The 26176-nt window shown below is 68.1% G+C and carries 25 protein-coding genes and 3 tRNA genes; 19 read left to right on the top strand and 9 right to left on the bottom strand.

Annotation, left to right across the window (positions count from 1 at the left end; genetic code table 11):
- Nucleotides 1–268: 268 nt before the first annotated feature.
- The 3 genes from A3CU_RS0103210 to A3CU_RS0103195 all read right to left on the bottom strand — a co-directional run bounded on the left by A3CU_RS0103210 (nt 269) and on the right by A3CU_RS0103195 (nt 5394).
- Nucleotides 269–1330 (bottom strand): threonine aldolase family protein, encoded by a 1062-nt coding sequence (locus tag A3CU_RS0103210; RefSeq protein WP_245616859.1) that lies wholly within the window; start codon nt 1328–1330, stop codon nt 269–271.
- A gap of 98 nt (nt 1331–1428) precedes the next feature.
- Nucleotides 1429–3816: an endopeptidase La gene (gene lon, locus A3CU_RS0103205; protein WP_027941039.1), complete on the bottom strand. Its 2388-nt coding sequence runs from the start codon at nt 3814–3816 to the stop codon at nt 1429–1431.
- A gap of 639 nt (nt 3817–4455) precedes the next feature.
- Nucleotides 4456–5394, bottom strand: coding sequence for a GNAT family N-acetyltransferase (locus A3CU_RS0103195; protein WP_027941038.1), 939 nt, complete (start codon nt 5392–5394; stop codon nt 4456–4458).
- Between the two features lie 278 nt (nt 5395–5672).
- Here A3CU_RS0103195 and A3CU_RS0103190 point away from each other — a divergent pair, with 278 nt between their 5' ends.
- From A3CU_RS0103190 to rpmG, 4 genes are all read left to right on the top strand, one after another.
- Nucleotides 5673–8306: a putative bifunctional diguanylate cyclase/phosphodiesterase gene (locus A3CU_RS0103190; protein ID WP_027941037.1), complete on the top strand. Its 2634-nt coding sequence runs from the start codon at nt 5673–5675 to the stop codon at nt 8304–8306.
- Nucleotides 8307–8391: 85 nt separating this feature from the next.
- A tRNA-Thr gene (locus tag A3CU_RS0103185) sits at nt 8392–8464 on the top strand.
- Between the two features lie 139 nt (nt 8465–8603).
- Nucleotides 8604–8676: transfer RNA gene (locus tag A3CU_RS0103180), tRNA-Met, on the top strand.
- Nucleotides 8677–8837: 161 nt separating this feature from the next.
- Complete coding sequence (gene rpmG, locus A3CU_RS0103175; protein WP_005453176.1) at nt 8838–9002, top strand: 50S ribosomal protein L33; 165 nt, start codon at nt 8838–8840, stop codon at nt 9000–9002.
- Nucleotides 9003–9072: 70 nt separating this feature from the next.
- Here the strand turns inward: rpmG and A3CU_RS0103170 are convergent, their stop codons facing one another.
- Nucleotides 9073–10254: an ROK family transcriptional regulator gene (locus tag A3CU_RS0103170; RefSeq protein ID WP_027941036.1), complete on the bottom strand. Its 1182-nt coding sequence runs from the start codon at nt 10252–10254 to the stop codon at nt 9073–9075.
- A gap of 122 nt (nt 10255–10376) precedes the next feature.
- Here A3CU_RS0103170 and A3CU_RS0103165 point away from each other — a divergent pair, with 122 nt between their 5' ends.
- The 5 genes from A3CU_RS0103165 to A3CU_RS43295 all read left to right on the top strand — a co-directional run bounded on the left by A3CU_RS0103165 (nt 10377) and on the right by A3CU_RS43295 (nt 16635).
- Nucleotides 10377–11771 carry an APC family permease gene (locus A3CU_RS0103165; RefSeq protein ID WP_027941035.1) on the top strand — a complete coding sequence of 465 codons (1395 nt, stop codon included), beginning with the start codon at nt 10377–10379 and terminating at the stop codon, nt 11769–11771.
- The gene (locus tag A3CU_RS0103160) at nt 11768–14500 is read left to right on the top strand and encodes a glycoside hydrolase family 2 protein (protein ID WP_052371414.1); all 2733 of its coding nucleotides are present in this window, start codon (nt 11768–11770) and stop codon (nt 14498–14500) included. The genes A3CU_RS0103165 and A3CU_RS0103160 overlap by 4 nt, the downstream gene beginning before the upstream one ends.
- A gap of 2 nt (nt 14501–14502) precedes the next feature.
- The gene (locus tag A3CU_RS43300) at nt 14503–15438 is read left to right on the top strand and encodes an ROK family protein (protein ID WP_052371448.1); all 936 of its coding nucleotides are present in this window, start codon (nt 14503–14505) and stop codon (nt 15436–15438) included.
- A 142-nt stretch (nt 15439–15580) separates the two neighbouring features.
- On the top strand, nt 15581–15736 hold the full coding sequence (locus A3CU_RS52155; protein WP_156960207.1) for a hypothetical protein: 156 nt from the start codon (nt 15581–15583) through the stop codon (nt 15734–15736).
- A gap of 143 nt (nt 15737–15879) precedes the next feature.
- Nucleotides 15880–16635, top strand: coding sequence for an NAD(P)H-binding protein (locus tag A3CU_RS43295; protein WP_211246329.1), 756 nt, complete (start codon nt 15880–15882; stop codon nt 16633–16635).
- A 97-nt stretch (nt 16636–16732) separates the two neighbouring features.
- On the opposite strand, the gene A3CU_RS0103140 is transcribed toward A3CU_RS43295, so the two are convergent.
- From A3CU_RS0103140 to A3CU_RS0103125, 4 genes are all read right to left on the bottom strand, one after another.
- Nucleotides 16733–17164, bottom strand: coding sequence for a MaoC family dehydratase (locus tag A3CU_RS0103140; protein WP_052371413.1), 432 nt, complete (start codon nt 17162–17164; stop codon nt 16733–16735).
- Nucleotides 17165–17234: 70 nt separating this feature from the next.
- Complete coding sequence (locus A3CU_RS0103135; RefSeq protein ID WP_027941032.1) at nt 17235–17684, bottom strand: MaoC family dehydratase N-terminal domain-containing protein; 450 nt, start codon at nt 17682–17684, stop codon at nt 17235–17237.
- Nucleotides 17685–17757: 73 nt separating this feature from the next.
- The gene (locus A3CU_RS0103130) at nt 17758–18660 is read right to left on the bottom strand and encodes an SGNH/GDSL hydrolase family protein (RefSeq protein WP_027941031.1); all 903 of its coding nucleotides are present in this window, start codon (nt 18658–18660) and stop codon (nt 17758–17760) included.
- A 118-nt stretch (nt 18661–18778) separates the two neighbouring features.
- Nucleotides 18779–20014 (bottom strand): pyridoxal phosphate-dependent aminotransferase, encoded by a 1236-nt coding sequence (locus A3CU_RS0103125; RefSeq protein WP_027941030.1) that lies wholly within the window; start codon nt 20012–20014, stop codon nt 18779–18781.
- Between the two features lie 236 nt (nt 20015–20250).
- Between A3CU_RS0103125 and A3CU_RS0103120 the strand changes: the two genes are divergently transcribed.
- The 6 genes from A3CU_RS0103120 to rplA all read left to right on the top strand — a co-directional run bounded on the left by A3CU_RS0103120 (nt 20251) and on the right by rplA (nt 23132).
- Nucleotides 20251–20323, top strand: a tRNA-Trp gene (locus A3CU_RS0103120).
- A gap of 86 nt (nt 20324–20409) precedes the next feature.
- Nucleotides 20410–20841 (top strand): preprotein translocase subunit SecE, encoded by a 432-nt coding sequence (gene secE, locus A3CU_RS0103115; RefSeq protein ID WP_027941029.1) that lies wholly within the window; start codon nt 20410–20412, stop codon nt 20839–20841.
- 53 nt (nt 20842–20894) lie between these two features.
- Entirely contained in the window at nt 20895–21632 is a 738-nt protein-coding gene (gene nusG / locus A3CU_RS0103110; protein ID WP_027941028.1) for a transcription termination/antitermination protein NusG, read from the top strand.
- 146 nt (nt 21633–21778) lie between these two features.
- Complete coding sequence (rplK, locus tag A3CU_RS0103105) at nt 21779–22210, top strand: 50S ribosomal protein L11 (protein ID WP_027941027.1); 432 nt, start codon at nt 21779–21781, stop codon at nt 22208–22210.
- A gap of 21 nt (nt 22211–22231) precedes the next feature.
- Nucleotides 22232–22288, top strand: a complete 57-nt coding sequence (locus A3CU_RS55535) for a hypothetical protein (RefSeq protein ID WP_425388221.1) — start codon at nt 22232–22234, stop codon at nt 22286–22288.
- Between the two features lie 121 nt (nt 22289–22409).
- On the top strand, nt 22410–23132 hold the full coding sequence (rplA, locus tag A3CU_RS0103100; RefSeq protein WP_027941026.1) for a 50S ribosomal protein L1: 723 nt from the start codon (nt 22410–22412) through the stop codon (nt 23130–23132).
- A 61-nt stretch (nt 23133–23193) separates the two neighbouring features.
- Here the strand turns inward: rplA and A3CU_RS0103095 are convergent, their stop codons facing one another.
- Nucleotides 23194–24048, bottom strand: coding sequence for a hypothetical protein (locus A3CU_RS0103095; protein ID WP_027941025.1), 855 nt, complete (start codon nt 24046–24048; stop codon nt 23194–23196).
- 159 nt (nt 24049–24207) lie between these two features.
- Here A3CU_RS0103095 and A3CU_RS0103090 point away from each other — a divergent pair, with 159 nt between their 5' ends.
- From A3CU_RS0103090 to rplL, 4 genes are all read left to right on the top strand, one after another.
- Nucleotides 24208–24432, top strand: a complete 225-nt coding sequence (locus A3CU_RS0103090; RefSeq protein WP_027941024.1) for a hypothetical protein — start codon at nt 24208–24210, stop codon at nt 24430–24432.
- The gene (locus A3CU_RS50845; protein ID WP_084143064.1) at nt 24429–24764 is read left to right on the top strand and encodes a type II toxin-antitoxin system PemK/MazF family toxin; all 336 of its coding nucleotides are present in this window, start codon (nt 24429–24431) and stop codon (nt 24762–24764) included. The genes A3CU_RS0103090 and A3CU_RS50845 overlap by 4 nt, the downstream gene beginning before the upstream one ends.
- A gap of 249 nt (nt 24765–25013) precedes the next feature.
- Nucleotides 25014–25562, top strand: a complete 549-nt coding sequence (rplJ, locus tag A3CU_RS0103080; protein ID WP_027941023.1) for a 50S ribosomal protein L10 — start codon at nt 25014–25016, stop codon at nt 25560–25562.
- Nucleotides 25563–25600: 38 nt separating this feature from the next.
- Entirely contained in the window at nt 25601–25990 is a 390-nt protein-coding gene (gene rplL, locus A3CU_RS0103075; RefSeq protein WP_027941022.1) for a 50S ribosomal protein L7/L12, read from the top strand.
- The last annotated feature ends 186 nt before the right edge of the window (nt 25991–26176 follow it).

Genomic DNA, 26176 nt, shown 5'->3' with positions numbered 1-26176 from the left:
GGTTCAGGCGATCGAGTTCCGGGTTCAGGCGTGCGAGTTCCTGGTTCAGGCGTGCGAGTTCCTGGTTCAGGCGACCGAGTTCCGGGTTGCGGCGGCCGAGTTCCCGCTCCAGGCGACCGAGTTCCGGTTCCGGAAGGCGTGTCCCTGGTTAGGTCGTGCGATTCCCAGTTCAGGAAAGTGTGTTCCCGGTTGGGGCGGGCGAGTTCCGGGTTGAGGCGACGAGCAAGCGTCCTACCGCAGCCCGCCCCAGCCAACGGGTCACGCGGCGTTAGGCTCGCGCACGTTTCACCAGTTGCCGCACGAGTTCCACCACTTCCTTGGGGTCGAACTCCATCGCGTTCTCCCCGACCGTGACTTCGAAGGCGCACCGTGACGGGTCCGGGGACGAACGGACTCGCAGGAACATTTGCGTGCCGTGTTCGGCGATCATCTCCTCGCCGACTCGCTCGACCGCGGCCTTGGGAGCGGGCACGTGGACGTGGAACAGCGGGGTCTGCGGCGGGTCCGGGAACACGCGCACGGTCCCGTCGGCGTTGAGCGCGGCGGCGATCGCCACCGCGTGGTCGCGGAACTCTGCCATGCGCGGCACCAGCCGGTCCAACCCCACGAGGGCACCCAGGGCGAGCGGCCAGGCGTCCGGGATCGCGCCACCGAGACGCCGCCGCCACACCGCGGCCTCCGCCATCGTCGCCTCATCTCCGGCCAGCACGGCGCCCCGAGTGCCCTGCAGTCCTTTGTAGAGGGACACGTACACCGTGTCGAACAGTCCCGCGATCTCCGCGTGCGGCCGATCGTAGAACGGCTGTGCCTCGAAGATCCGCCCACCGTCGAGATGCGCTGCCGCACCTCGGGAACGGGCCAACTCGACCTGTTCACACAGCTGCGCCCATTCCGGCAGGAGACCGCCGAGGTCTCGCTGGGGCAGTTCCCACACCACCGCGGCCAGCGGCTCGCCGATCGCCGCCACATCCGCCGTGCTGAGCAACTCGTGCCGGTCCCCGGCGGGGTGGAACCGAAGACCATGCACCGCGTTGTAGCCCTGCAGTTCCCAGTTGTCCAGATGCAGGTAGGGGTGCCCGGCAAAGGTCCACCGGCCCCGTCGCTCGGCGTGCACCCGCAGCGCCACCTGCTGCGCCATGGTGCCGCTCGGGAAGAACAACGCCGCCGGGGTACCCAGCAGTTCGGCGAAGCCGGCCTCCAGCCGCTCCACCGGTTCCTCGGGCGAGGTGTCCGGACCGACCAGGTCGGCCCACTGGCGCAGCAAGTCGAGTGGCTTGCGCCGGACAGGACCGTGCAGAGCCAGCGAACGCCGGATGGCAGGACTATTCACAATCTGCAGTGTGCCAGGTTGGTGGCGTCACGACCCGGCCAACCGCTGGCGGCTTGTGCGGGCCGCCCCCGGGTGCCGACACCCGGGGGCGGTTGCGGTCAGGCCGCCTGCGCGATGCGGGCGGGGGTGAGGGCGAGGTCCAGGACCTCGCGGACTTCGGTGACCGGGTGCACATCGAGCTCCGACAGGATCTCGGCGGGCACGTCGTCGAGGTCCGGTTCGTTGCGCGCCGGGATGATCACCGTCCGCAGCCCGGCGCGGTGCGCGGCGAGCAGTTTCTGCTTGACCCCGCCGATCGGCAGCACGCGTCCGGTGAGCGAGACCTCGCCGGTCATGGCCACGTCCGCGCGCACGACGCGGCCGGACAGCAGCGAAGCCAGCGCGGTGGTCATGGTGATCCCGGCTGACGGCCCGTCCTTGGGCACCGCGCCCGCGGGCACGTGCACGTGGATGCCGCGCTGGGCCAGGTCACCGACCGGCAACTCCAGCTCCGCGCCGTGGGAACGCAGGTAGGACAGCGCGATCTGAGCGGATTCCTTCATCACGTCGCCCAGCTGCCCGGTCAGGGTCAGCCCGGACGCGCCGGACTCCGAGTCCGCCAGCGATGCCTCGACGTAGAGCACGTCGCCGCCCGCGCCGGTCACCGCCAGGCCCGTGGCCACACCGGCTGTCGCGGTCCGCTGGGTGGATTCGGGCAGCGACGACTCCGGCAGGTGCCGGGGACGGCCGAGGTAGTCCGCGAGGTCCGGCGCGTCCACCGTGATCGGCAGCGTCGCCTCGCCCAGCGCCACCCGGGTGGTGACCTTCCGCAGCACCTTGGCGATGGTCCGGTTCGCGTTCCGCACACCGGCCTCGCGGGTGTACTCGGCGGCGATCCGGCTCAGCGCGGCGTCGGTCAGCGAAACGTCGTTCGGACCGAGGCCGGCCCGCTCCAGCTCGCGCGGCAGCAGGTGGTCCCGTCCGATGATCACCTTCTCGTGCTCGGTGTAGCCGTCGAGGGTGACCAGCTCCATCCGGTCCAGCAACGGTCCGGGAATGGTCTCCAGCGCGTTCGCCGTCGCCAGGAACACCACGTCCGACAGGTCGAGCTCGACCTCCAGGTAGTGGTCGCGGAAGGTGTGGTTCTGCTCGGGGTCCAGCACTTCCAGCAGCGCTGCGGTCGGGTCGCCGCGATAGTCCGCGCCCACCTTGTCGACCTCGTCCAGCAGCACCACCGGGTTCATCGACCCGGCTTCCTTGACGGCCCGCACGATCCGGCCCGGCATCGCGCCGACGTAGGTGCGCCGGTGACCGCGGATCTCCGCCTCGTCCCGCACGCCGCCGAGCGCGACCCGGACGAACTCGCGCCCCATGGCCTTGGCGATGGACTCGCCGAGCGACGTCTTGCCGACGCCGGGCGGGCCGACCAGGGCCAGCACGGTGCCGCCTCCCCGCCGGCCGCCACGCTCGGCGGCCTTCTCGCTTTCGGCGCGCCGGGACCGCACGGCCAGGTACTCGATGATCCGCTCCTTGACGTCGTCGAGACCGGCGTGGTCGGCGTCCAGCACGGCCCGCGCCCCGGCGATGTCGTGCACGTCGGTGGTCCTGGTGTGCCACGGCAGGTCGAGCACGGTGTCCAGCCAGGTCCGGATCCAGCCGCCCTCCGGCGACTGGTCGGAGGTCCGCTCCAGCTTGTCCACTTCGGACAGCGCGGCCTTGCGCACGTGGTCGGGCAGGTCGGCGGCCTCTACCCGGGCGCGGTAGTCGCCGGAGTCGTCGCCACCGTCCAGTTCGCCGAGTTCCTTGCGGATCGCCTCCAACTGGCGCCGCAGCAGGAACTCCTTCTGCTGCTTTTCCACGCCTTCCGCGACGTCCTTGTTGATGGTGTCGGTGACCTCCTGCTCGGCCTGGTGCTCGCGGCTCCATTCGAGCGCGCGCTCCAGCCGCGCCGAGACGTCGGTCAGCCGCAGCAGTTCGAGTTTCTGCTCGACGGTCAGGTACGGCGCGTTGCCCGCGAGGTCGGCGATCTCCGACGGGCTTTCGAGTTGCTGCACCGCGTCGATCATCTGCCAGCCACCGCGCTGCTGGAGCACGGCGATCACCGCCGACTTGTACTCCGCGGCCAGTGCGGTGGAACGCTGGTCGGTGACCTCGGCGATCTCCTCCGCCCGCACCCAGCGCGCCGTTCCCGGGCCTTGCCCGGTCTCGCCGACGCGTGCGCGGCGCTGGCCGCGCACGAGTGCAGCGGCCTTGCCGCCGGGCATCCGCCCGACCCGCTCGATGGTGGCGATCGTGCCCAGTTCGGCGTACTCGCCGGACACGCGCGGGACGAGCAGAACTTCGGCGTTGTTCGTCGACCTGATGCCGGGCAGCGCGGGCGCCTTCGCCTGCGCGGACTCGACCGCGGCGCGGACCTCGGTTGCGGAGAGGTCCAGCGGAACGATCATGCCGGGCAGCACGACGTCGTCGTCCAGGGGCAGCAGGGGGAGCAGCCGGTATTCGGTCATGTTCTCGCTCCAAGGGGGTCTGGGGGCTTGCCCCCAGTCGGGGTGTGGGAGCTGGGCCCCCACAAGGAACAGTTGAGCCTGTCATGCTCAACTTTTTCGCCAGCGAGTTTGTTTCCCCAGCTCGTTCGCCTACAGCGGACACCTGAACCGGCAACTCACGTCCCTGGACCCGCAACTCACTCGCCTGAACCAGGAACTCGCGCGCCTGGCCCGGCAACTCACGTCCCTGGACCGGGAACTCGCGTGCCTGGCCCGGGAACTCGCGTGCCTGAGCCCGGAATTCACGCGCCTGGACCGGGAACTGGCGTGCCTGGCCCGGGAACTCGCGTGCCTGAGCCGGGGACACGCCGGGGTCCGGTGTGTCCCCGGTTGGGGAGGGTGAGTTCTGGGTTCAGGTAGCACGGTTACCGGTTCGGTGCGGCGAGTTGCGCGTTCACGAAGTCAGATTCCCGGCGGCCGTTGTCGACGACGCGCCAACCATCCATCGTCGACAACGGCGGTAGCACCATCGTCGACGATGCGCTAACGACCAGCGTCGACACCGCGCTGTAGCGTCAGCGTCGACAACGCGCTGTGGCGCCAGCGACGCGCTGTAGCGGAAGCGTTGACGATGCGTTATTGCATCCTCGTGGAGAACTGCTAGCGCACCGCGGGGCGGCGTTGCCAGTAGGTCCACAGCGGCCGGTACCCCTGCGAGCACCAGAACGGCGTCGAGCGCGGGTTGGCCAGCGCGTGGTGCAGTAGCACGGCTTCCGCCCCCGCCTCGTCGAACAACTGGTGGGCGTGGGTGGCCAGCGCCGAGCCGACACCGGAGGACCGTGCCTGTTCCGCGACGCTCAGCGTGGTCAGGTATCCGACCCGGTCGGCGCGGGTGTACGAGGAGACCCAGTCGGACTCCGGCGGCAGCTGGATCTGCAACAGGCCGAGCGGCCGGCCGTAGAGCTCCGCGATCCACAGCGTCGGGTTGCCGCGCCCGATCTGCCCTGCCACCTCGGCGGCCAGGATCTCGGTCGCGCTCGCGCGCACGCTCACCCCGCCGAACTCGGCGTCGTAGCGCAAAAGTTCGGTATGCAGCCGGACGGCCGTGTCGTGGTCGGCCGCCTCGGCCGGCCGGATCCGGACACCGGGCTCGGCGGGCGGACCGGATGCGGCGAGCCGGTCGGCCGGGCGTACCGCGAGCACGCGGACCGGCGCGAAGCCGTGGCGAAGCAGCTCGGCGGAGCCGATGGTGTCCCGGCTGGGCCGGACCACCACGGCCGCGGTGTCCCAGTCGCCGGGTGCGGCCACGCTGGTGAGGTACTCCTCCCACCTGACGAGAAGATCACCGAGGAGTTCATCGGATTGTGATCCGGCCAATCGCACGCTCAACCGGTGTTCTTTCAAGGCTCGCCACAGAGAGTAACTGATATCAGGAGTGACCTCGGTGTGGGTGGCCCTGCCGGTCGCCCCGGAATCGCCTTTCGTCACCTCGAAGACCGGACCTTCGGCGAAGGTGTCAAGGGGTTCTGACAAGGGCAGCAACGAGTCGGCGGCGCTCAGCCGTGCGGCGTGCTCCGTTGCGATGGCCTCTGCGTTCATCTCCGTATTGAAACCCTTCATGCAGCGGAAAGCACGGTGGGGTCGGTTACCGCACGCAATCACAAGGAATATGAAAGTTTGTCAAGTTTCACCCGTGGGTCGCGTGAGGTCAGCCGAGTTGGCCGTTTGTTCACTATGGGGTGATCTCATGCCGCGTGGAAAGAGGCTCAAGTACGCCCTCCGGGGTACAGTGATGCCCTCATTCGTGCGGAGATCATCCGCGGGGATGACTTGGGTGAGGTGCACACCTGGGGGCGAATGGGCGGGAAGGAGGTTGCATGCCGGACACCGGTGGCGGTCCTGTCACTCCCGTTCCGGCGACAGCCCGGAATTCCGGGGCCGCGCGGCGGCCGACCGGCCAGGCGGACGCCGACGAACGACGTTTCCGGATTTATACGCTGACCGTGCTCACCTTCGGGATCGCGGCGGCCGCGGCGGTCTCGGTGCTGTGGTTGCCTTTCCACGGCAGTGCCGAACTGTGGTGGATCGGACCTGTGCTCGCGCTGGCCTTCCTGCTCGCCGAGCAACTGGGCATCAACGTCGATGTGCGCAGCGGAATCTCCTGGACCATCTCCTTCACCGAGATCCCGCTCGTCATCGGATTCTTCGTGGCCCCGTTCGAGGTCGTGCTCGCCGCCCACCTGGTCGCGGGGATCAGCACTCTGCTGGTCCGGCGCGTCTCCGGCCGAGTGCTCTACAACGCCGGCGCGTTCCTGCTGGAGATCACCGGCGCCTTCGCCGTGGCTGGTCTGGTCCAACATTTCCTCGGCGGCACGGAGTTGACCTGGCCGGCCGCGCTCGCCGGCACGCTGACCGCACCGCTGGCCAGCACGCTGCTCGCGCTGGCCGCGGTTCGGGTGCTGCGCCGCCGCATGCGGGTCGGTACCGCGCTGCGGCTGATGGGCCGGATTCTGGTCGTCGGATTCGTCAACGCCTCAGTGGGATTGAGCGGATACCTGGTCATCACCGGGACTTCGCAGGCGTGGCCGCTCGTGCTCGCGGTCTTTCTCGGACTTTCCGCGCTTTACTGGGCGTATTCGGATTTGCTGCGTGAACAGCGCGATATGGAAGCGCTTTCTGACGTCAGCCTGATGGTGGCGCGTTCCGGTCATCAGGCGGTGGCCCGGCCGGCCAGCCGGATCGACGACCTGGCCAGCGGAGTGAATGTCGGGGAATGGGGCGCGATTGCCGAGCGGATCAAGGATCAGCTCTCCGCTGCCCGGGTCGTGTTGCGGCTCCGGCTCGAACCGACCGCCGCCATGCGCACCGTCGTCGGCGGAGAACCACTGCCCGGCACGGATGCCACCGGCGACGACCCGCTGGTGCGGCTGCCCGGCTCGCACGTCCGGCACTTCCGCATCACCGAGGCGAACTCCGACGTGGCCGCCGCGCTGCTCGACCGGGGTGCGCAGGAGGCGCTCGTCGTCCCGTTGCGCAGCGCGAACCAGTTGCTCGGTGTAGTCGAGGCGCACGACCGGTTGTCCCGCTGGCGCGGCTTCGGCAAGTACGACGTCCAACTGCTCGGCACCATGGCCAGCCACCTGGCGACCGCGCTCGACAACCGCCGCCTGCTCGCCACCCTGCGGCACGACGCGTACCACGACCCGCTTACCGGCCTGCTCAACCGGCCCGGTTTCCGACAGGTCATCCGCGAGCCCGTGCGCGAGCGGCGGGACATCGCGGTCCTCCGGGTCGACCTGGACGTCGTGTCCACCGTGAGCGACGCGCTCGGCTATGTGTGGGCCGACCGGTTGGTGATCGCCGCCGGCCGCCGGATCCGGGACACACTGGGCGTCGATGTGCCGCTGGCACGCCTGGAGGGTGCGTCGTTCGCGATGCTGCTGAGCGGCCTCGACACACCCGGGGTCCACAGGACGGCCGAGCGGCTGCGCGCCGAGTTGTCCGCGCCCTACCCGGTGGACCGGCTCACCGTCGAGGCGAACACGATGGTCGGCTACGCCATGCCCGGCGAGGAGGACGACGGCGAGGACGGTGACGTCGACACCCTGCTCCAGCACGCGGATGTGGCGGTGCGGGCCACGCGCGGCGGCGAGGAGGTGCGCGCCTATGTGCCGAGCATGGGGCAGATCTTCCTCCGGCGGTTCCAGATGGTCACCCAGTTCCGCCAGGCCATCGAGGAGGGCCAGGTCAGCGTCCACTACCAGCCCAAGGTCTCCCTGCCCAGCAAACAGGTGCTCGGCGTCGAGGCGCTGGTGCGCTGGCAGCATCCGGAGTTCGGCCGGCTCGACCCCGACGAGTTCGTGCCCGCGGTCGAGGCCGCCGGGCTGGTCGGGGTGCTCACCGGGTTCGTGCTGAAGGAGGCGCTGATCCGGGTCCGCAAGTGGATGGACGAGGGGCTGCGGATGTCGGTGGCGGTGAACCTGTCGGTACGCTGCCTCGCCGACGAGGACTTCCCGGCCAAGGTGACCAAGGCGCTGCAGGAGTTCGAGGTGCCGCCGGAGTTGCTGACCTTCGAGCTCACCGAGTCCGGGGTGATGGCCGACCCGCAGAAGGCCCTGCCGATCCTGCGGGAGCTGCACACGCTGGGGATCGTGCTGGCCGTCGACGACTTCGGCACCGGTTACTCGTCGCTGGCCTACCTGCGGCAGCTACCGGTCGATGAGGTCAAGATCGACAAAAGTTTCGTGCTGGGCATGGGCACCGATCTCGGGGACCTCGCGGTGGTCCGGTCGATCGTCGAGCTGGGGCACTCGCTCGGGCTGACCGTGGTCGCCGAGGGGGTCGAGGAGGACATCGCCCGTGACCAGCTGGAGGCGATGGGCTGCGACGTGGCGCAGGGCTACCTGATCTCTCGGCCGCTGGCCGAGGACCGGCTCGATGCCTGGCTGCAGGCGCGAACGGCCCGCTCGCCGGGACGGCACACGGAGATGGTCCTGACGCTGCTGACCTGATGGCGAGGCGAACCGACCCCCCGCTGTCGTCCGCCTCGCCCGCGTTGTGTAATCTTTCCAAGGCTTCAAGGTAGAACCTTGATCCGCCCCTTTAGCTCAGTCGGCAGAGCGTCTCCATGGTAAGGAGAAGGTCTACGGTTCGATTCCGTAAAGGGGCTCGCGAGTGGGTGTAGTCTGTCCAGAGCAAGCGTGGACTTGACTCGCTTCGCTGTGTCCTCTGGGGGTCGAACCCCCAGACTCCCGCCAGGGGGCTAGCCTCCTGGGCCCCCAAAGGGTAACGGGGTTGGGCACGAACATGGCGGTGTAGCTCAGTCGGTAGAGCAAGCGGCTCATAATCGCTGTGTCGCCGGTTCAAGTCCGGCCACCGCTACGCGAGTGGGCGGTCTATGTCCGCAGGGAAGCGCGGACCGGACTCGCTCCGCAGTTACACTGGGGGTCGAACCCCCAGACCCCCGCCAGGGGACCAGCCCCCTGGACCCCCACCCGGGGGCCGCCTCGTGGGCGGGCAAGCTTTAGAGAAAGGCTCAAGCAGTGGCTGCCACCGACGTACGACCGAAGATCACGCTGGCGTGCGAGGTTTGCAAGCACCGCAACTACATCACCAAGAAGAACCGGCGCAACGACCCGGACCGCTTGGAGATGAAGAAGTTCTGCCCGAACTGCGGTACGCACCGGGTCCACAAGGAGACCCGCTAACCCCTGGTTTCGCCGAAAGGCCGCTCCCGGTCCCGGGAGCGGCCTTTCGGCTGTGCGGTGACGGCCCGGGCTAGTTGCCACCGGCCGCGCGGCGATCGAAGACGACATCCCGGGCGGTGCGCACGGCGATGGTGATGGCGCCGGTGAGGGCGGCCTCCTCGCCGAGCTGGCTGGGCACGATCTCGGGCCGCAGCGGGGTGGCGTTGGCGAGCGCTCGGTTGAGCGGTTCGGCCAGCAGGTCGATGTTCTTGCCGATGCCGCCGCCGAGCACCACCAGTGCCGGGTCGATCACGGCGGTCACCGAGGACACCACGAAGGCGAGCCGCTCCGCCTCCTCCTCGACCACCCGCAGTGCCCGCGGGTCGCCCTCGCGCGCCAGCTCGAAGACCCCCTTCGCGGTCGGGACGGAAAGCCCCTGCTCCGCGGCCAGCGCCACGACGGAATCCGCTGCGGCGGCGGATTCCAACCTGCCCTGCCGGGGTGGGGTGCCGGGCGGTGGCCAGCCGTAGGGGAGGTAGCCCACCTCGCCGGCCGCGCCGTGCGCGCCCCGGAACAGCGACCCGTTGACCACGATGCCCATGCCGATTCCGGTGCCGACGGTCAGGCACACGAAGACGTCGACCCCGCGGGCTGCACCGGCCTCGTGCTCGCCGATCGCGGCGAGGTTCGCGTCGTTCTCCACGATCAGGTCCGTGCCCATGACCAGGCGAAGTTCGTTGAGCAGGCCGGTGCGCTCCCAGCCCGGCAGGTTCGGCGCCTGGTGCAACGTGGCTGACGACGGGTCTGGAACGCCGGGCGTGCCGACGACGGTGGCCACCAGTTCGGGCAGGCGCAGGCGCGCGGCACCCACCGCCTCCTCTGCGCAGTCACGGACGGTGCGCAGGAGCGCGCTCGACGACCGGGCCTCGTTGGGCCGGTCAAGGCGGGCCACCACGTCGCCGGAGAGGTCCGCTACCGCGGCCCGGATCAACCCGCGCCCGATGTCCACGCCCAGCACGTACCCGGCCGCCGGATTGACTTCGTAGACCACGGCCGCGCGGCCCGGCCCGGCCACCGTGCGGCCCGCGGTGCGGACCAGCCCATGCTGCTCCAGGTCGAGCAGGGCCTGACCGACGGTCGGTTTGGACAGGCCCGTATCCGCGGCGATCCGTGGCCGGGTCGCGGCGCCGCCCGCGCGCAGCCGTTCGAGCACGACGCGCTGGTTCAGCTCGCGCATGCTCGCCGGCGTGCCTACCCCCGGCGCTTTGGGCATACGCGTACTCCCGTCCCTCCGGTTCCCGCCGCGAGGCGAGTGACCACCAGTTTACGGATACGTCTCTTTACCCTGCGTGTGATCTATGTTAAGAAAGTTTCTTAACAAAAGGGAGGCGTGCCATGAGTTCACCCGCCCGAACCGACCCCGGCTTCGACCGGCAGATCGGGCCCCTCCAGGCGACCGCGATCAACATGACCCAGATGTGCGGCATCGGGCCGTTCGTGACCATTCCCGCGATGGTCGCCACAATGCAGGGGCCGCAGGCGATGTTCGGCTGGATCGTCGGCGCCCTCATCGCGCTCGCCGACGGCCTGATCTGGGCCGAGCTGGGCGCGGCGATGCCCGGCGCCGGTGGAACCTACCTCTACCTCCGTGAAGCGTTCCAGTACCGGACCGGCCGGCTGATGCCGTTCCTGTTCGCCTGGAGCGCGGTGCTGTTCATCCCGCTGATCATGTCGACCGGCGTGATCGGCCTGGTCAGCTACCTCGGGTACCTGGTGCCCGGCGTGGTCGACGCCGACGGTGCGACCACCTGGCTCGGCCACCTCATCGGGATCGGGATCGTGGTGGTCGTCGTGTTCGCGCTGTACCGCAAGATCAGCCAGATCGGCAAGCTGACCACCGTGCTGTTCGGGGTCATGCTGTTCTCGGTGCTCGCGGTCATCCTCGCCGCCTTCACCCACTTCGACGCCGGGCAGGCGTTCGGCTTCACGCCCGGCGCGTTCGGCTCCGGTGGCGCGTTCTGGACCGGGCTGGGCGCCGGGCTGATCATCGCCGTCTACGACTACCTCGGTTACAACACCACCGCCTACCTCGGCGCGGAGATCCGCCAACCGGGCCGTAACCTCCCGCGGTCCATCGTCTACTCGATCCTCGGCATCATGACGCTGTACTTCCTGCTGCAGGTCGGCGTGCTCGGCGTAGTGCCGTGGACCGAGGTCAAGGATTCCAGCTCGATCGCCTCCCTGGTGCTGGAACGGACCTGGGGGAGTACGACCGCGAAGATCCTCACCGTCGCGATCGTGATCACCGCGTTCGGCTCGATCTTCGCCGGCCTGCTCGGCGGTTCGCGGGTGCCCTACGAGGCCGCGCGCGACAAGTTGTTCCTGCCCTGGTTCGGCCGCCTCCACCCGCGGTTGCACTTCCCGACGGTCGGCTTGCTGGCGATGGGCGTGATCACCGCGATCGGCTCGCTGTTCAGCCTCACCGAGGTCATCAATATGGCGCTGGCCGTGCTGGTGATCGTGCAGTCGGTCGCGCAGGCCGCCGCGATCGTCGTGCTCCGGCGGCGGCAACCCGAGCTGAAGCGGCCGTATCGGCAATGGCTCTACCCGCTGCCGACGATCATCGCGCTGGCCGGCTGGATCTACCTCTATGTCTCCGGGAGTTGGCTGTCGATCTGGCTCTCGCTGGCCTGGGTCGCCGCGGGCGGGCTCGCCTTCCTCGCCTGGGCGAGGGCCGAGCGCACCTGGCCGTTCGGGCAAAAGGAGATCCGGGGGGTGTTCGTCGCATGAATCGCCCGGTGTCAAGCCGCGGAAAAGGCAGGAGGACGTTCTTCGCGGCCGTGCTGTTGCTGATCTCGGGTCTGCTCACCGCGCCGGCAGTCGCCGCGGCGGGTTCGCCAACGGGTTTGGTCACCCTCGGCCTGCGGGGCTGGCAGGTGCAAAGCAGTGCGGTCGCCACCGAATCCCCCGCGGAGATCTCCAGTCCCGGCTTTGACCCGAAGGGCTGGCTGCCGGTGAAGCCGGACGACGCGGGAGCGCCCGGGACGGAGATCAACGCGCTGCTGCAGAACGGTGCGTGCCCCAACGTCTTCTACAGCGACAACATGCGCAAGTGCTTCGGCTATACCGACCAGCTCGGCCCGGTCACCGTGGCCCGGTTCGCGGTGCCTTGGTGGTTCCGCACCGACTTCACCGTGCCGGCCGGGAAGGACGCGAAACTGATCGTCCCGGGCGTCGTCGGCGAGGCGGACGTCTGGGTCAACGGAACCATCGTCGCCGGGCGTGACGTGGTCAGCGGGGCCTTTGCCGGCCACACCTTCGACCTCACGGCACTGCTCCGTCCGGGCAGGAACGTCCTGGCCATCGAGATGTACCCGAACGACCCGACCAGGATGTACACGCTGGACCACGTCGACTGGTCTCAGATCCCGCCGGACAACGACACCGGCATTCAGTACCCGGTCCAGCTTCAGCTCTCCGACGCGTTGACCGGCTCGAACGCGCACGTCGTGCAGCAAAACGCGGCGGATCTGAGCAGTTCGACGCTAACCGCGAAGCTCGACGTCACGAACAATTCGAACCGGGCGCAGGACGGTGAGGTCAGCGCGACGATCATGCCGCCGGACGGAGGCGCCCCGATCCTGCTGCGGCAGGCCGTCAGCGTTCCGGCGTCGAGCACGAAAACTGTCTCGTTCACGCCGGTGACCCTCGAACACCCGCGCCTGTGGTGGCCGTACTCGATGGGCGACCAGCCGCTTTACACGTTGACCACAACGGTTTCCCAGCACGGCGAGGTGTCCACGACGTCGCGGGAAACCTTCGGCATCCGCACGGTCAGCACTCGCCTGGTCGGCAAATCACCCCAGGCCCCCGACGGTGCGCGGATCTTCGCCGTCAACGGCAAGGAGTTCGTGTTCCGGGGCGGCGGGTACGCGCCGGATCTGTTCCTGCGCTACTCGCAGGCCGATGTGGCACACCAGATCACGCTGATCAAGAGCCTCGGGTTGACCGGCATCCGGCTGGAAGGCCACGACATGCCGGACGATTTCTACCAGCAGATGGATCGCGCGGGGCTGCTCGTGCTGGGCGGGTTTCTCTGCTGTGACGCCTGGCAGCCGGATTCGGAGCAGAACCTGACTGACCGGGATTTCCGGATCATGCACGATTCGGCGCTGGGCATCGGTGAGCGCGAGCGGAACCACCCGAGCGTGATCACCTATGGCTGGAGCGACAACGAGCCCCTGCCCCGGCAGGAAAGCGTCTCACTGGCCGGGTTCGCCGAAGCCGACTTCCAGGTGCCGATCATCGCGTCGGCGGAGTACAAGAGCACGAAGGTACTCGGGCCCTCGGGTGAGAAGGAAGGCCCGTACGACTGGGTTCCGCCGAGTTATTTCTACGACAGCACGCATTTCGACACAGGCGACCCCACCCGGACCAACGTGGGTGGCGCCTGGGGTTTCGCCAGCGAGCAAAGCGCCGGTGACACCGTGCCGACGCTGGATTCGATCCGCCGTTTCCTTTCCCCGGACGAGCAGGCGAAACTCTGGCAGGACCCGGAATACAACCAGTACCACGCCAATTTCGAGCCCGGCCACGGTGGGTACGCGTTCGGCACGCTCTACACCTTCGATACCGCGCTCGCCGCGCGTTACGGCACCTGGTTCGATTTGGACAGTTACGTGAAGCTGGCACAGCTGGCGAACTATGAGAACACCCGTGCGCAGTTCGAGGCATTCCTCGACCACTCCGTCGATCCGGACAACCCGTCGACGGGCGTGGTGTACTGGAAACTCAACACCGGTTGGCCGAGCCTGCTGTGGTCGCTGTACAACTACGACGGCGACCAGCCAGGCGCCTTCTATGGCGCGCAGAAGGCGAACAAACCGCTGCACGCCTTGCTCAGCTACGACGACAACACCGTCGCGGTGGACAACCTCGGGCCGGGAACCCAGCGCGACCTTTCCGTCGAAGTCAAGGTCCACGACCTGAGCGGGAACGTCCTCGACGACCGGCAGGCGAGCGGAATCTCGTTGAACAGCCAAGAGGTCCGCACCGGTGTGCTGAAACCGGCACTGCCCGCCTCGGGACCGGTGTACTTCGTCGAGCTGATACTCAGCCAGCACGGCAAGGTCGTCGACCGCAACGTCTACTGGCGCTCCACTCAGCCCGATGTCGTCGACTGGCCGGCTACGCAAGGGGAGCCGCAGGCGACGATGAAGCAGTACGCGAACCTGCAAGGGCTGCGGACGCTGCCCGCTTCGCAGGTCAGCGTGACGGCCACGACGCCGGTGAAGGGCCGGACCTCGGTGACCATCACGAACACCTCGAATGTGGTCGCGTTCTTCGTCCGCGCGGACCTCACGCAGGCGCGATCGGCGACCTGGGACGAAAACGACATCGTGTTGTGGCCAGGACAGTCCCAGGTGATCACCGCCGGCTACGACGCCGCGGAGCTGCCCGGCGCGAAACCGGTGGTCACTGTGTCCGGGTTCAACACGGCCACGGTGACCACCGGGTGAGGTTGCCGGACGGCGTCGTGCTGGGGATCGACTTCGGCGGGACGAAGATCGCGATGGGGATCGCCGGGCGGGACGGTGAGATCCGGCGCCGGCTCCGGTTGAGCACGGACGCCGGCTCCGGGGCCGAGCGGGTCGTCGCGCGGGCGCTGGCCGCCGCGCGTGACCTGCTCGGCGATCGGGACCCGGTCGCGGTGGGGGTGGTCAGCCCCGGGATCGTGCTGCCGGAGAAGATCCTGCTCGCGCCGAACGTGCCGGGGTGGGAGCGGCTGCGGTTGCGGGAGATGGTCGCCGCCGAGTTCGGTTCCCGGGTGGCCGTGGGCACCGACGTCAAGGCGGCCGCGCTCGCCGAATCGCGCTGGGGCGCGCTGGCCGGAGCCGACCCCGCGGTGTTCCTGTCGCTGGGCACCGGCATTGCTGCCGCGACCCTGGTCGGTGGGCAGGTGCTGGCCGGAGCGAACGGGGCGGCCGGGGAGATCGGCTACAACCTGCGTGGCACCCGCGAAACCGCGTCCTTCGCCACCGGGTCGGCGCCGCTCGAGGAGGCCGTCGGTGGGCGGGGGCTGGGCCGGCGGGCCAGCGAACGCTTCGGCCGCCCGGTCACCACGGCCGAGCTGTTCGCGCTGGCGCGGCACGACCCGGTGGCCGAGCGGCTGGTGTCGGAGGCCTTGGACGAATTGGCGACGCACGTGGCGAACCTGGCGATCGCCATCGACCCGCGCCGGATCGCGGTCGGTGGCGGTCTCGTCCGCTCGGCGGCGATCGTGTTGCCCGCGCTGCGGAATCGTCTGTCCACCGCGGTACCGTTTCCGCCCGAACTGGTTTCGGCGCGGTTCGGCCAGGACTCGGCGTTGCGCGGCGCCATCGCGCTGGCCAGCGGCGCTCTCGACGCCCCAGCCGAGGGTGGGTGTCGGTATGAGGAAACGTTGCCGCTGCCGTAGGGCGCGGCCGGCCCGAAACCAACCGTGGTAGCTTCTTGATCGTAAGGTGCAGCGCTCGTTCACGAGCGTGTCGGGACATCCGGCCAGCACGACAACCTCAGTACAGGTTGTCTGGATCTCTCATCGGAGAGCGTGCTCTGCCATGTCCAAAACCTTTTCCCCGCGCGCCTGGGCAATCTTTTTGCTCGTGGTCGCCGCCGATGTACTCGACCTGCTCAGCACCACGGTGACCAACGTGGCCGCGGCCTGCGCGATGAGCATCCCGCTGCTTCCCCGCCGGGGAGCGCATCTCCACTGAGCTTTCCGCGCTCCCGGAAGGCATCCGCATCCATGTCCGTACCAATCACCGGAGTATTTCCATGATCCTCATCACCGGAGGCCGCGGTGCGGTCGCCGCCCACCTGCTTTCCTTGCTGCTCCAGGCGAATCGCCCCGTACGGAGTGGCCTCCAGCAATCCTGGAGCACTCCAGGCTCCCGACGGCGTCGCAGCCGCCAACTGCAACCTCAGAAACCCTGCCACCTTTCCGGCCGCTCTCTCCGGCGTCACCGAGGTCTTCCTTTACGCCGAGGCTTCGCACATCGCCGAGTTCATCGACGCCGCCGTCGCGGCCGGCGTCAAGCATGTCGTCCTGCTGTCCTCCGCCGGCGTGCTCAATCCCGACGCGGCCAGTGATCCACTGGCCAGGTCCCATCTCGACGTCGAGACCGCACTGCTTGCTTCACCGCTCGCCACCACGCTCCTGCGTCCCGGCTCATTCGCCGGGAACGCGGCCGGCTGGGCCTGGGCCATCAAGGCCGGCCGCCCGGTGAGCCTGCCCTACCCGGGCTCCTACACCGACCCCATCCACGAACAGGACATCGCCGAGGTGGCCTTCACCGTGCTCACCGAACCACGCCACCAGGGCCGGCACCTCCACCTGACCGGTCCGGAGAGCCTCACGTTCAGCGAACAGATCGACCAACTCGCCGAGATCACCAATCGGCCGATCACCGTCAACCACGTCACCCGTGCGGAATGGAAACAGGAAATGGCCGATTACCTTCCCGGCCATTACGCGGATGCCCTGCTCGACTACTGGCAGGCCCATGACGGCCGTCCTGGGCCCCTGACCGACACCGTCGAACAGCTCACCGGCCACGCTCCCCGCACCTTCGCCACCTGGGTCCGCGACCACGCCACGACCTTCATCGAGTAACACCCACGGGACATCCCCACAGCAAGCGGGTATGTCGGGCCGGGCACGTCCTCACCACAGGTGCCCGGCCACCCAACGGTTTCCGCCCGTGAGCGGTTCAGCGAACGACGGCGGTGGCCTTGCCGAGGACGGTCTTGCCGTCGAACTTCGCGGTGATGTCCACGCGTGCCGTGCCGTCGTCGCGCACCTCGCCGACCTTGCCGCTGAACTCGACCAGCGCGCCCTTGTCGTCGTCCGGCACCACGACCGGCCGGGTGAACCGGACGCCGTAGGACACCAGGCGCCCCGGATCGCCGAGCCAGTCGGTGACCAGACGCCCCGCCAGCGCCATGGTGAGCATCCCGTGCGCGATCACGTCCGGCAGCTCGACCTGCTTGGCGAAGCGCTCGTTCCAGTGGATCGGGTTGAAGTCCAGGGACGCGCCGGCGTACCGGACCAGCTGGCTACGGGTCACCCGGACCTGCAGCGGCGGCAGTTCCGCACCCACGGTGTACACGCGTTGTTCCGTGTTCTGCGAGAGGCCGCTCATGCGCCCTCCTGTGTTTTGCGGGACACCCGCACCCGGTCGGGCCGCATGAGTGAAGCTTCGCAATTGTGTCTCATGCGCCCTCCCCCCGGACCACCAGCTGCATCCGGGCCGTGCACACCGGCTCACCGTCCACCGTGCTGATGTCGGCGCGCAGGTTCAGAAAGTCGTTCCCGGCGCGGGTCATGATGTTCTCGACCTGCGTGGCCAGGCGCAGCTCGTCGCCCGCGTGCACGGGGCGGGTGTAGCTGAAGCTCTGGTCGCCGTGCACCATGCGCGAGTAGTCCAGACCGAGCTCCGGGTCATCGGCGATCTTGTTGATCGCGGGCAGGCTGATCACGGTCAGGAAGGTCGGGGGAGCGATGACGTCCGGGTAACCGGCCGCGCGGGCCGCAGCGGAGTCCCGGTAGAGCGCGTTCTCGTCACCGATCGCGTCGGCGAACTCCCTGATCTTCTCGCGGGCCACCACATAGGTGCCCCTCGGCGGATAGGTCCGCCCGATGAACGACTGATCCAATGGCACGCAAGCAGGCTACCGTCCGCCGGCTGCGAAAACCCGCCCGCGGGTGCCCATCACGCCATCGGAGCGCCTCGGTTCACCTGGCCAGACCGAGAACCGCGTTCGCCATCGCCCGCTCGCCGTTGGCGTTGGGATGCAACGACTGGGCGCGTGAGGTCGGCACCAGGTCCTCCACCCACTTGGTGCCGGTCTTGGCGCACATGTCGTGCCCCCTGCTCGGGGCCGCAGTGTCGGCGAACCCGGCCCGGTGCGTCCTGGCCTGCGTGGCGAGCATGTGGTTCAGCTTGGCCTCCGAGTTGCGCAGGTAAGCCACGTCGTCGGCGCCGAGCGGAAGGAACGGCCAGCAGCCGGGGCCGTCGGGCAGGGCGGTCGGGTAGCCGACCACGATCACGCGCGCCCTGGGCGCCCGGGCGTGTATTCGCGTGAGCACGTCGGCGATCTTCGGCGCCGCCGCCTCGATCCGCTCGGCGAGCTGGTCGTGCCCGCCCGCGGTCATCTTCGCCTTGCACGGCGAGCTGTTGTGGTTCAGTGTCGCGCATTCCTTTGCCAGGCCGATGAATCCCACGTCGTTCCCGCCGATGCCGAGGGTCACCAGCGTGGTAGCGGAGTTCAGCGCGTCCAGCTGCGGCGGGTTGGTCCCGTTCGTGGTCTTCTGCGCCGCGGTCATGTTCGCCGTGGTCGCCCCGCTGCAGCTCACGTCGACGAACTGGGCCGGCTTGATCGAGGCCGCGACCAGGTGCGGATAGTTGTTGTCAGACCGGTCGCAGCCCGCCGGCGTCCCCGCCTGCTTGCCGGTGCGGGGCGACGACGTGTAGGAGTCGCCGAGCGCCACATAGCGCCCGGTGCCGCCGCTCGTTCCCGGATCTCCAGCCGCGGGTGGTGCCGCCGAGTAACCCTGCTGCGATCTGAGGTAACCGAAGCCGATCAGGCTGAAGATGATCACAGCCACGACCATCCCGCCGCTGCCTTTGCTCGCCACGGTTTACGTTTGTACGCTATCCGTAGCCGGCCGATCACTATCCGTTCGAGTGACAGTGTTGTAGAGAACGCGTTCGGGTAGCCAGGCCGTGTCCTCGCGGTTCTGAACGGACCTCTGCCTATTTGGCTTCGGCGAGAAGATTCCCGACCCGGGTGACGCCTTCGATCAGGTCCGACTCGGCGAGCGCGTAGGAGAACCGGAAGTAGCCGGCGGTGCCGAACGCCTCACCGGGCACCACCGCGACCTCGGCTTCGCGCAGGATCAACTCGGCCAACTCCAGCGTGTCCGCCGGCCGTTGACCGCGGATTTCCTTGCCCAGCGTGGCCTTCACCGACGGGTAGGCGTAGAACGCGCCCTGCGGTGTCGGGCACTCGACGCCCGGGATGTCCGAGAGCATCGACACGATCGTCCGGCGGCGCTGGTCGAACGCCGCGCGCATCTCGTGCACGATGTCCAGCGGCCCGGCGACCGCGGCGAGCGCCGCCCGCTGGGAAATGTTCGCGACGTTGCCGCAAAGGTGCGTCTGGTAGCTGGTCGCGGCCTTGATCACGTCCAGCGGCCCGGCGATCCAGCCGACCCGCCAGCCGGTCATCGAGTAGGTCTTGGCGACGCCGTTGAGCACCAGCGTCCGGTCGGCCATCTCGGGCACCACGACCGGCAGGGAGTGGTTCTGGGCGCCGTCGTAGACCAGGTGCTCGTAGATCTCGTCGGTGATCACCCACAGCCCGTGCTCGTAGGCCCACCGGCCGATCGCCTCGATGTGCTCGCGCGGGTAGACGGCGCCGGTCGGGTTGGACGGCGAGTTGAACAGCACGACCTTGGTGCGCTCGGTCCGGGCGGCCTCCAACTGCTCGACGGTGACCAGGTAGCCGGTCGACTCGTCCGCGGTGACCTGCACCGGCACCCCACCCGCGAGCTTGATCGACTCGGGGTAGGTGGTCCAGTACGGCGCCAGCAGCAGGACCTCGTCACCGGGGTCGAGCAGGGTCGCGAACGCGGAATAGACGGCCTGCTTGCCGCCGTTGGTCACCAGGACCTGGGACGCCTCGATCTGAAAGCCCGAGTCGCGCAGGGTCTTGGCGGCGATGGCTTCCCGCAGTTCGGGCAGGCCACCGGCCGGGGTGTAACCATGGTTGGCGCGGTTACGTGCCGCTTCGGCGGCCGCTTCGACCACGTAGTCCGGGGTGGGGAAGTCGGGCTGCCCGGCGCCGAAGCCGATCACCGGCCGCCCCTCGGCCTTGAGCGCCTTCACCTTCGCATCCACGGCGAGGGTCGCCGACGGCGTGATGCCGGCGATGCGGGCCGAGACGCGCGGGCGGGTGTCTTTGGTGACGGTCGCGGAAGGGCTGCTCATGGTCACATCGTCGCATGTCCGTTATGTGATCAACGACGCAGGGCGGCGCTGGTGAGCCGGTGAAGAGGGCTCGGTTGCGGAGTTGTCCAGGGCTTGCCGTAGACTGCCGAACTTGGAACGTCCAGCACCGGAGCTCCACCACGAAGTGGAGTTGGTGAAGGGCGCCCAGCCAGCTGTGGAAGAGCGAAGCGAAGTCCTCTTCGGTTCGATCCTCCACAGGGCATGAGATTGCTCAAAGGGGTGTAGCTCAAATGGCAGAGCAGCGGTCTCCAAAACCGCAGGTTGCAGGTTCAAGTCCTGTCACCCCTGCGTAGAAAAGGCGGTGTAGTGGAAGCCGAGAGCGGGTCGGGGCGACCTGACCTTGGCGAACACACGGCAGACACGGAGGAGCGGTCGTGAGCGACAGCGACGCCACTGGCGAGAAGGGCCAGGATCGGGAGGCCAAGCGGACCTCCCGGCCGGTCACCGCCGCGGCTCGGCGTGAACGCCGCGCCTCCGCGCGCCCGACGGGCAAGACCTCGGCCAGGGAAGCCGACAAGGCGCGTCCGGCAGCGAAGGCGTCCTCCTCGACGGATACGGCCGAAACCGCCAAGAAAGGGCGGGCGACCCCGAAGCGGGATCGCCGGGACAAGAAGCCCTCGCCGCTGGCGAGGCTGGTGCGGTTCATCCGCGAAGTGTGGGCGGAGCTGCGCAAGGTCATCTGGCCGACGCGCAAGCAAATGATCACCTACACCACCGTGGTGCTGGTCTTCGTGGCCTTCATGGTCGCGTTGGTCTATTTGCTGGACTTCGCGTTCCGTAAGGGCGTGTTCTGGCTGTTCGGCTGAGCGCCAGGCGCGCGGGCCAGCACGAACACCACGAGCAACTGAGAGGACGGAACGTGACCTCCGAGAACGGCGTGGCAGCCGGCGACGAGTATGACGAGCCGGTCGAGGCACAGGCCGACCTCGAATCGACCGCGGCCGGCGACGAGGCTGCCGGTGAGCCCGAACCAGCCGAAGACGACCCGGTGGCCAAGCTCCGCAAGGAGCTGAAGTCGTTGCCGGGCGAGTGGTACGTGGTGCACTCGTACGCCGGGTACGAGAACAAGGTGAAGAACAACCTCGAGACCCGGACCCAGACCCTGGACGTCGAGGACTACATCTTCCAGATCGAGGTGCCCACCGAGGAGGTCACCGAGATCAAGAACGGCCAGCGCAAGCTGGTGCAGCGCAAGGTGCTGCCCGGCTACATCCTGGTCCGGATGGAGCTCAACGACGCATCGTGGAGCGCGGTCCGCAACACCCCCGGGGTCACGGGGTTCGTGGGCGCGACGTCCAAGCCGTCTCCGCTGACCATCGAGGACGTGCTGAAGTTCCTCGCCCCGAAGGTGGAGAAGGCCGCACCGGCGAAGGCGAAGGGCGAGGCCGCCGCGGCGGAGGCCGCGCTGGGCGGCACCCCGGTCGAGGTGGACTTCGAGGTCGGCGAGTCGGTGACGGTGATGGACGGCCCGTTCGCCACGCTGCCCGCGACGATCAGCGAAGTCAACGCGGACGCGCAGAAGCTGAAGGTGCTGGTGTCGATCTTCGGCCGGGAGACCCCGGTCGAGCTGTCGTTCAACCAGGTCTCCAAGATCTGACGGTCGCCGCGGCGACCGTTGGCCCCCGCTGCTGGCAGGTGCGCGGGGGACGAAGTGACGATGTTGCGAGGCGAGACGCGGCGGTCACGGCAGTTGCCGCGCTCGAGGAGATCGCAGCACGCCCCAGTAGGTGAATAGGAACAGGAATGCCACCCAAGAAGAAGAAGCTTGCGGCGATCATCAAGCTGCAGATTCAGGCGGGTGCCGCGAACCCGGCCCCGCCGGTCGGCCCCGCGCTGGGCCAGCACGGCGTCAACATCATGGAGTTCTGCAAGGCATACAACGCCGCGACCGAGTCGCAGCGCGGTAACGTGGTGCCGGTCGAGATCTCCGTGTACGAGGACCGCTCGTTCGACTTCAAGCTCAAGACGCCGCCGGCCGCGAAGCTGCTGCTCAAGGCCGCGGGCGTGGAGAAGGGCTCGGCGGAGCCGCACAAGACCAAGGTCGCCAAGGTGAGCTGGGACCAGGTGCGGGAGATCGCCGAGACGAAGAAGAGCGACCTCAACGCGCTGGACGTCGAGCAGGCCGCCAAGATCATCGCCGGTACCGCCCGGTCGATGGGCATCACCGTCGAGTAACGGCGTCGAGCAGGCCGCACAGTGTCAGTCAAGATGATCGCCGGTACCGCCCGGTCGATGGGCATCACCGTCGAGTGATGACGTCGATGGCTGTAGCCGTCGAACAGACCTTCATCGTCGCGCCGGCGCGCGGCGGTGTTCGAACCCCGTGGGAGGGCCAGGCGCTGGCCCGTCACCACACTGATCCGAAGGACAGAGCATGGCAAAGCGCAGCAAGGCCTACCGTCAGGCCGCCGAGCTGATCGACCGGGAGCGGCTGTACGCGCCGCTCGAGGCCGCGAGGCTCGCGAAGGAAACCTCCAAGACGAAGATGGACGCGACGGTCGAAGTGGCCATGCGTCTCGGCGTCGACCCGCGCAAGGCCGACCAGATGGTCCGCGGCACCGTGAACCTGCCGCACGGTACCGGTAAGACCGCCCGCGTGATCGTGTTCGCCGTCGGTGACAAGGCCGCCGAGGCCGAGGCCGCCGGCGCGGACGTGGTCGGCAGCGACGACCTGATCGAGCGTATCCAGGGTGGCTGGCTCGACTTCGACGCCGCGATCGCGACGCCGGACCAGATGGCGAAGGTCGGCCGGATCGCTCGCATCCTGGGCCCGCGTGGCCTGATGCCGAACCCGAAGACCGGTACCGTGACCCCGGCCGTGGCCAAGGCGGTCACCGACATCAAGGGCGGGAAGATCAACTTCCGGGTGGACAAGCAGGCCAACCTGCACCTGGTGATCGGCAAGACCTCGTTCGACGCCGAGAAGCTGGTGGAGAACTACGCCGCGGCGCTGGACGAGGTGCTGCGCGCGAAGCCGTCCGCCGCGAAGGGCCGTTACCTGAAGAAGGTCACCTTCACCACGACGATGGGCCCGGGCGTGCCGGTGGACCCGGCGCGTACCCGCAACCTCCTCGCCGAGGAAGCCGCGACCGCCTGACGTTCATCCCTGAAGGCCCGGCGACATGTCGACATGTCGCCGGGCCTTTTTGTGTCCGGGGTCAGGGCGTGGTCGGAATGGTTTTCGCACTGGTCCCGGCGCAGGTGGGCGGACCGGGCTCATGGCCGGTGATCAGCCACTGGCTCTTTTCGACCTTCGTGACCGTGAAGACGCCGAGAGCCGGACCACCACTGATCGAGAACGAACACGAGTCGATCCGGACCGTGTCGCCCTGTTGGTCGGAGACGTTGCTCGGAATGGATTCGGCATACTCGTTGAGGTTCTTCACCTCTGCCCTCAGTCCGTGCACCGCCTGCTCGCAGTCGGCATAGCCAAGGTCGGTCGCGAATTTCTGCTGAATCGGGATGTCGAAGTATCCGCAGGCGAGATCGGGGCGGTCCTGGGCGATCTGGGCGTAAACCTTTCGCACGGCCTCGTAGGGTTGCGTGGAGAGGATCTTGTTGGCGTGATAGGTGCCGCCGCCGGTTTCCGAAGCCGGGCGGTTGTCGTCGTTACTCGGGAAGAAGTGGTCGTAGGCAAGCTTTCCGGCGATCGCGAGCACGAGGAAGAAGAGGAACGCCGACAACAGCTTTCCGGCCAGCCGCTTGGCCCAGCGCGGGGCCCTGATCTTCGGGCGCGGCGCGGGCAGGTGTCGGGGTGCGGCGACCTGTAGCGACCCGCCCGGTGGGGGCGCGGGCGGTGCGCCCTGATTCGGCACGAGCTGGCCACCTGTCGCCGGCTGTTTGTGCTCGCCGTCCTGGCCTTGCGCCTCGCTGAACCGCAGAAAGTCCTGGAACTGCTGGAATTGCCGGAACTGCCGCAATTGCTCGGCGTCGAGTTCCGGCTGGGAGGGTTGCGCACGCGCTACTTCCCTGCCCGGCTGGTCCGGTTGCTCCCCTGGTCGCTGTTCCGCCACCCGCCCATGATGCCCGGCGTGGTCAAGCCACCGCACTTCGCGGTTTCTGGACAAACGGTGCCCGATCCCGGGCGGCCCCGTCGGAGAGCGTCCGGAATCGGTCAGCGGCGACCCTGTGGACCCGTTGCAGCCTTCGAATCCTCGACGCATACTGGAGCTATGCAAACTAGTATGCGGGTCGGCCAGGAGAATCGAGACAGGCTTGCCCGGATCGCCGAGTCCGAGTTGGGTGGTGGCACGCTTGACGACGCGCTTGGTGTGCTGCTTTTCGAGCACGAGTCGCGCCGAGCCCTGGCCCGGCTTGCCGCCGATCCGGAAATGGCCGATGACTACCTGCGAGAAAGCAGTGAACTGGCTGAGGTGGACACCGAGGTGGCCGAGTGACTCGGACGGTCTGGCCGTGGCAGGTGTGGTGGGCGGACTTCGACCCTCAGATCGGCCGTGAGCAGGCAGGCCAGCGGCCTGCGGTGGTCGTGGGGTCAGCGTTCGCTTGCGAATTGCCTAACGATCTCGTTTTTGTTGTGCCCTGCACGACGAAGGATCGAGGGCTTCCGTTTCATCCTCGACTTGACTCGCTAGGTAAACCGAGTTTCGCGATGTGTGATCAACTCAAGTCGATCAGTCGTCGTCGTCTGGTGCGGCAGCACAGTGCTCGTCTCGACAAGTCGGAGATCGACGCGATCCGGTTCGTGCTGCGCCGGATGATTGAGGTTTGAGGCATCCCCCGCGGTGTCTCTCAAGGCGTGACGTACACTAAATGACGGTTCTACCGAAGACCGCTGGTTTCCCTGAGCGTCAGCGAAGGGACGAAGGTTCCGCAAACGGCGGACGGCCCGCGCAGGAGGAACGAGGTTGGACGCGTCATCGCACGCGTACACGCCCCGGCGCCTGCTGCGCATGGGGCGTTTCGTCTTTTACGGGCCCCTCGACGGCTGGCGGTCACCAGCCAAGAGAGGAGGCGACGCATGGCGAAGCCCGACAAGGCGGCGGCTGTCGCCGAGATCGCGGATCGGTTCCGCACCAGCTCGGCCACCGTCGTTACGCAGTACTCCGGCCTCTCCGTGTCCCAGCTGTCCCAGCTGCGCCGCGCTCTCGGCACCAGTGCCAAGTACCGGGTCGCGAAGAACACCCTGGTCAAGCGGGCCGCCCAGGACGCTGGCATCGAGGGTATGGACGAACTCTTCATCGGCCCGACCGCGATCGCCTTCGTCGAGGGCGAGCCGGTCGACGCCGCGAAGGCGCTTCGTGATTTCGCGAAGGACAACAACGCGCTCGTGATCAAGGGCGGCTACATGGATGGCCGCCCGCTCAGCATCGACGAGATCAACCAGATCGCCGATCTCGACAGCCGTGAGGTCCTGCTCGCCAAGGCGGCGGGCGCGTTCAAGGCGAAGCTGTCCCAGGCCGCCGCGCTGTTCCAGGCGCCGGCTGCCCAGGTCGCCCGCCTCGCCGCGGCGCTGCAGGAGAAGCAGAGCGAAGCGTCCGAATCCGGCGAAGCACCTGCCGAGAGCTGAAACCAACTCACCGAACCCCGTAAGGAAGGAACGCCATCATGGCGAAGCTGAGCACCGAAGAACTGCTCGACGCGTTCAAGGAGCTGACCCTGCTCGAGCTCTCGGACTTCGTGAAGAAGTTCGAGGAGACCTTCGACGTCACCGCCGCTGCGCCGGTCGCCGTCGCGGCCGCCCCGGGTGCCGCCGCTGCCGCCGCCCCGGCCGAGGAGGAGAAGGACGAGTTCGACGTCGTCCTCGAGTCCGCCGGTGACAAGAAGATCCAGGTCATCAAGGTCGTCCGTGAGGTCGTCTCGGGCCTGGGCCTGAAGGAGGCCAAGGACCTCGTCGAGAGCGCGCCCAAGGCGCTGCTGGAGAAGGTCGACAAGGAGGCCGCCGAGGCCGCCAAGGAGAAGCTCGAGGCTGCCGGCGCGAAGATCAGCGTCAAGTAGTCCCACCGTATTCCGGAAGAGGGCGAGCAGGCTGTGGCCTGCTCGCCCTCTTTTCGCTGCGCCGATTTTGCCGGATCGGCGTCGATCGCAACCACCTGGATTGAGCATTGCCAAACTCGTGAGTAACCTCTTCGGGGCGTCGCTCGTTGGCTGAAGACGACGCGACCGGGTTGACGGTTTGCGACC

Origin of the sequence: Amycolatopsis taiwanensis DSM 45107 (genome assembly GCF_000519205.1) — a bacterium.
Classification (GTDB): domain Bacteria; phylum Actinomycetota; class Actinomycetes; order Mycobacteriales; family Pseudonocardiaceae; genus Amycolatopsis_E; species Amycolatopsis_E taiwanensis.
Note: the sequence above shows the minus strand (reverse complement) of the source record. Positions and strands in the feature narration are given on the sequence as shown.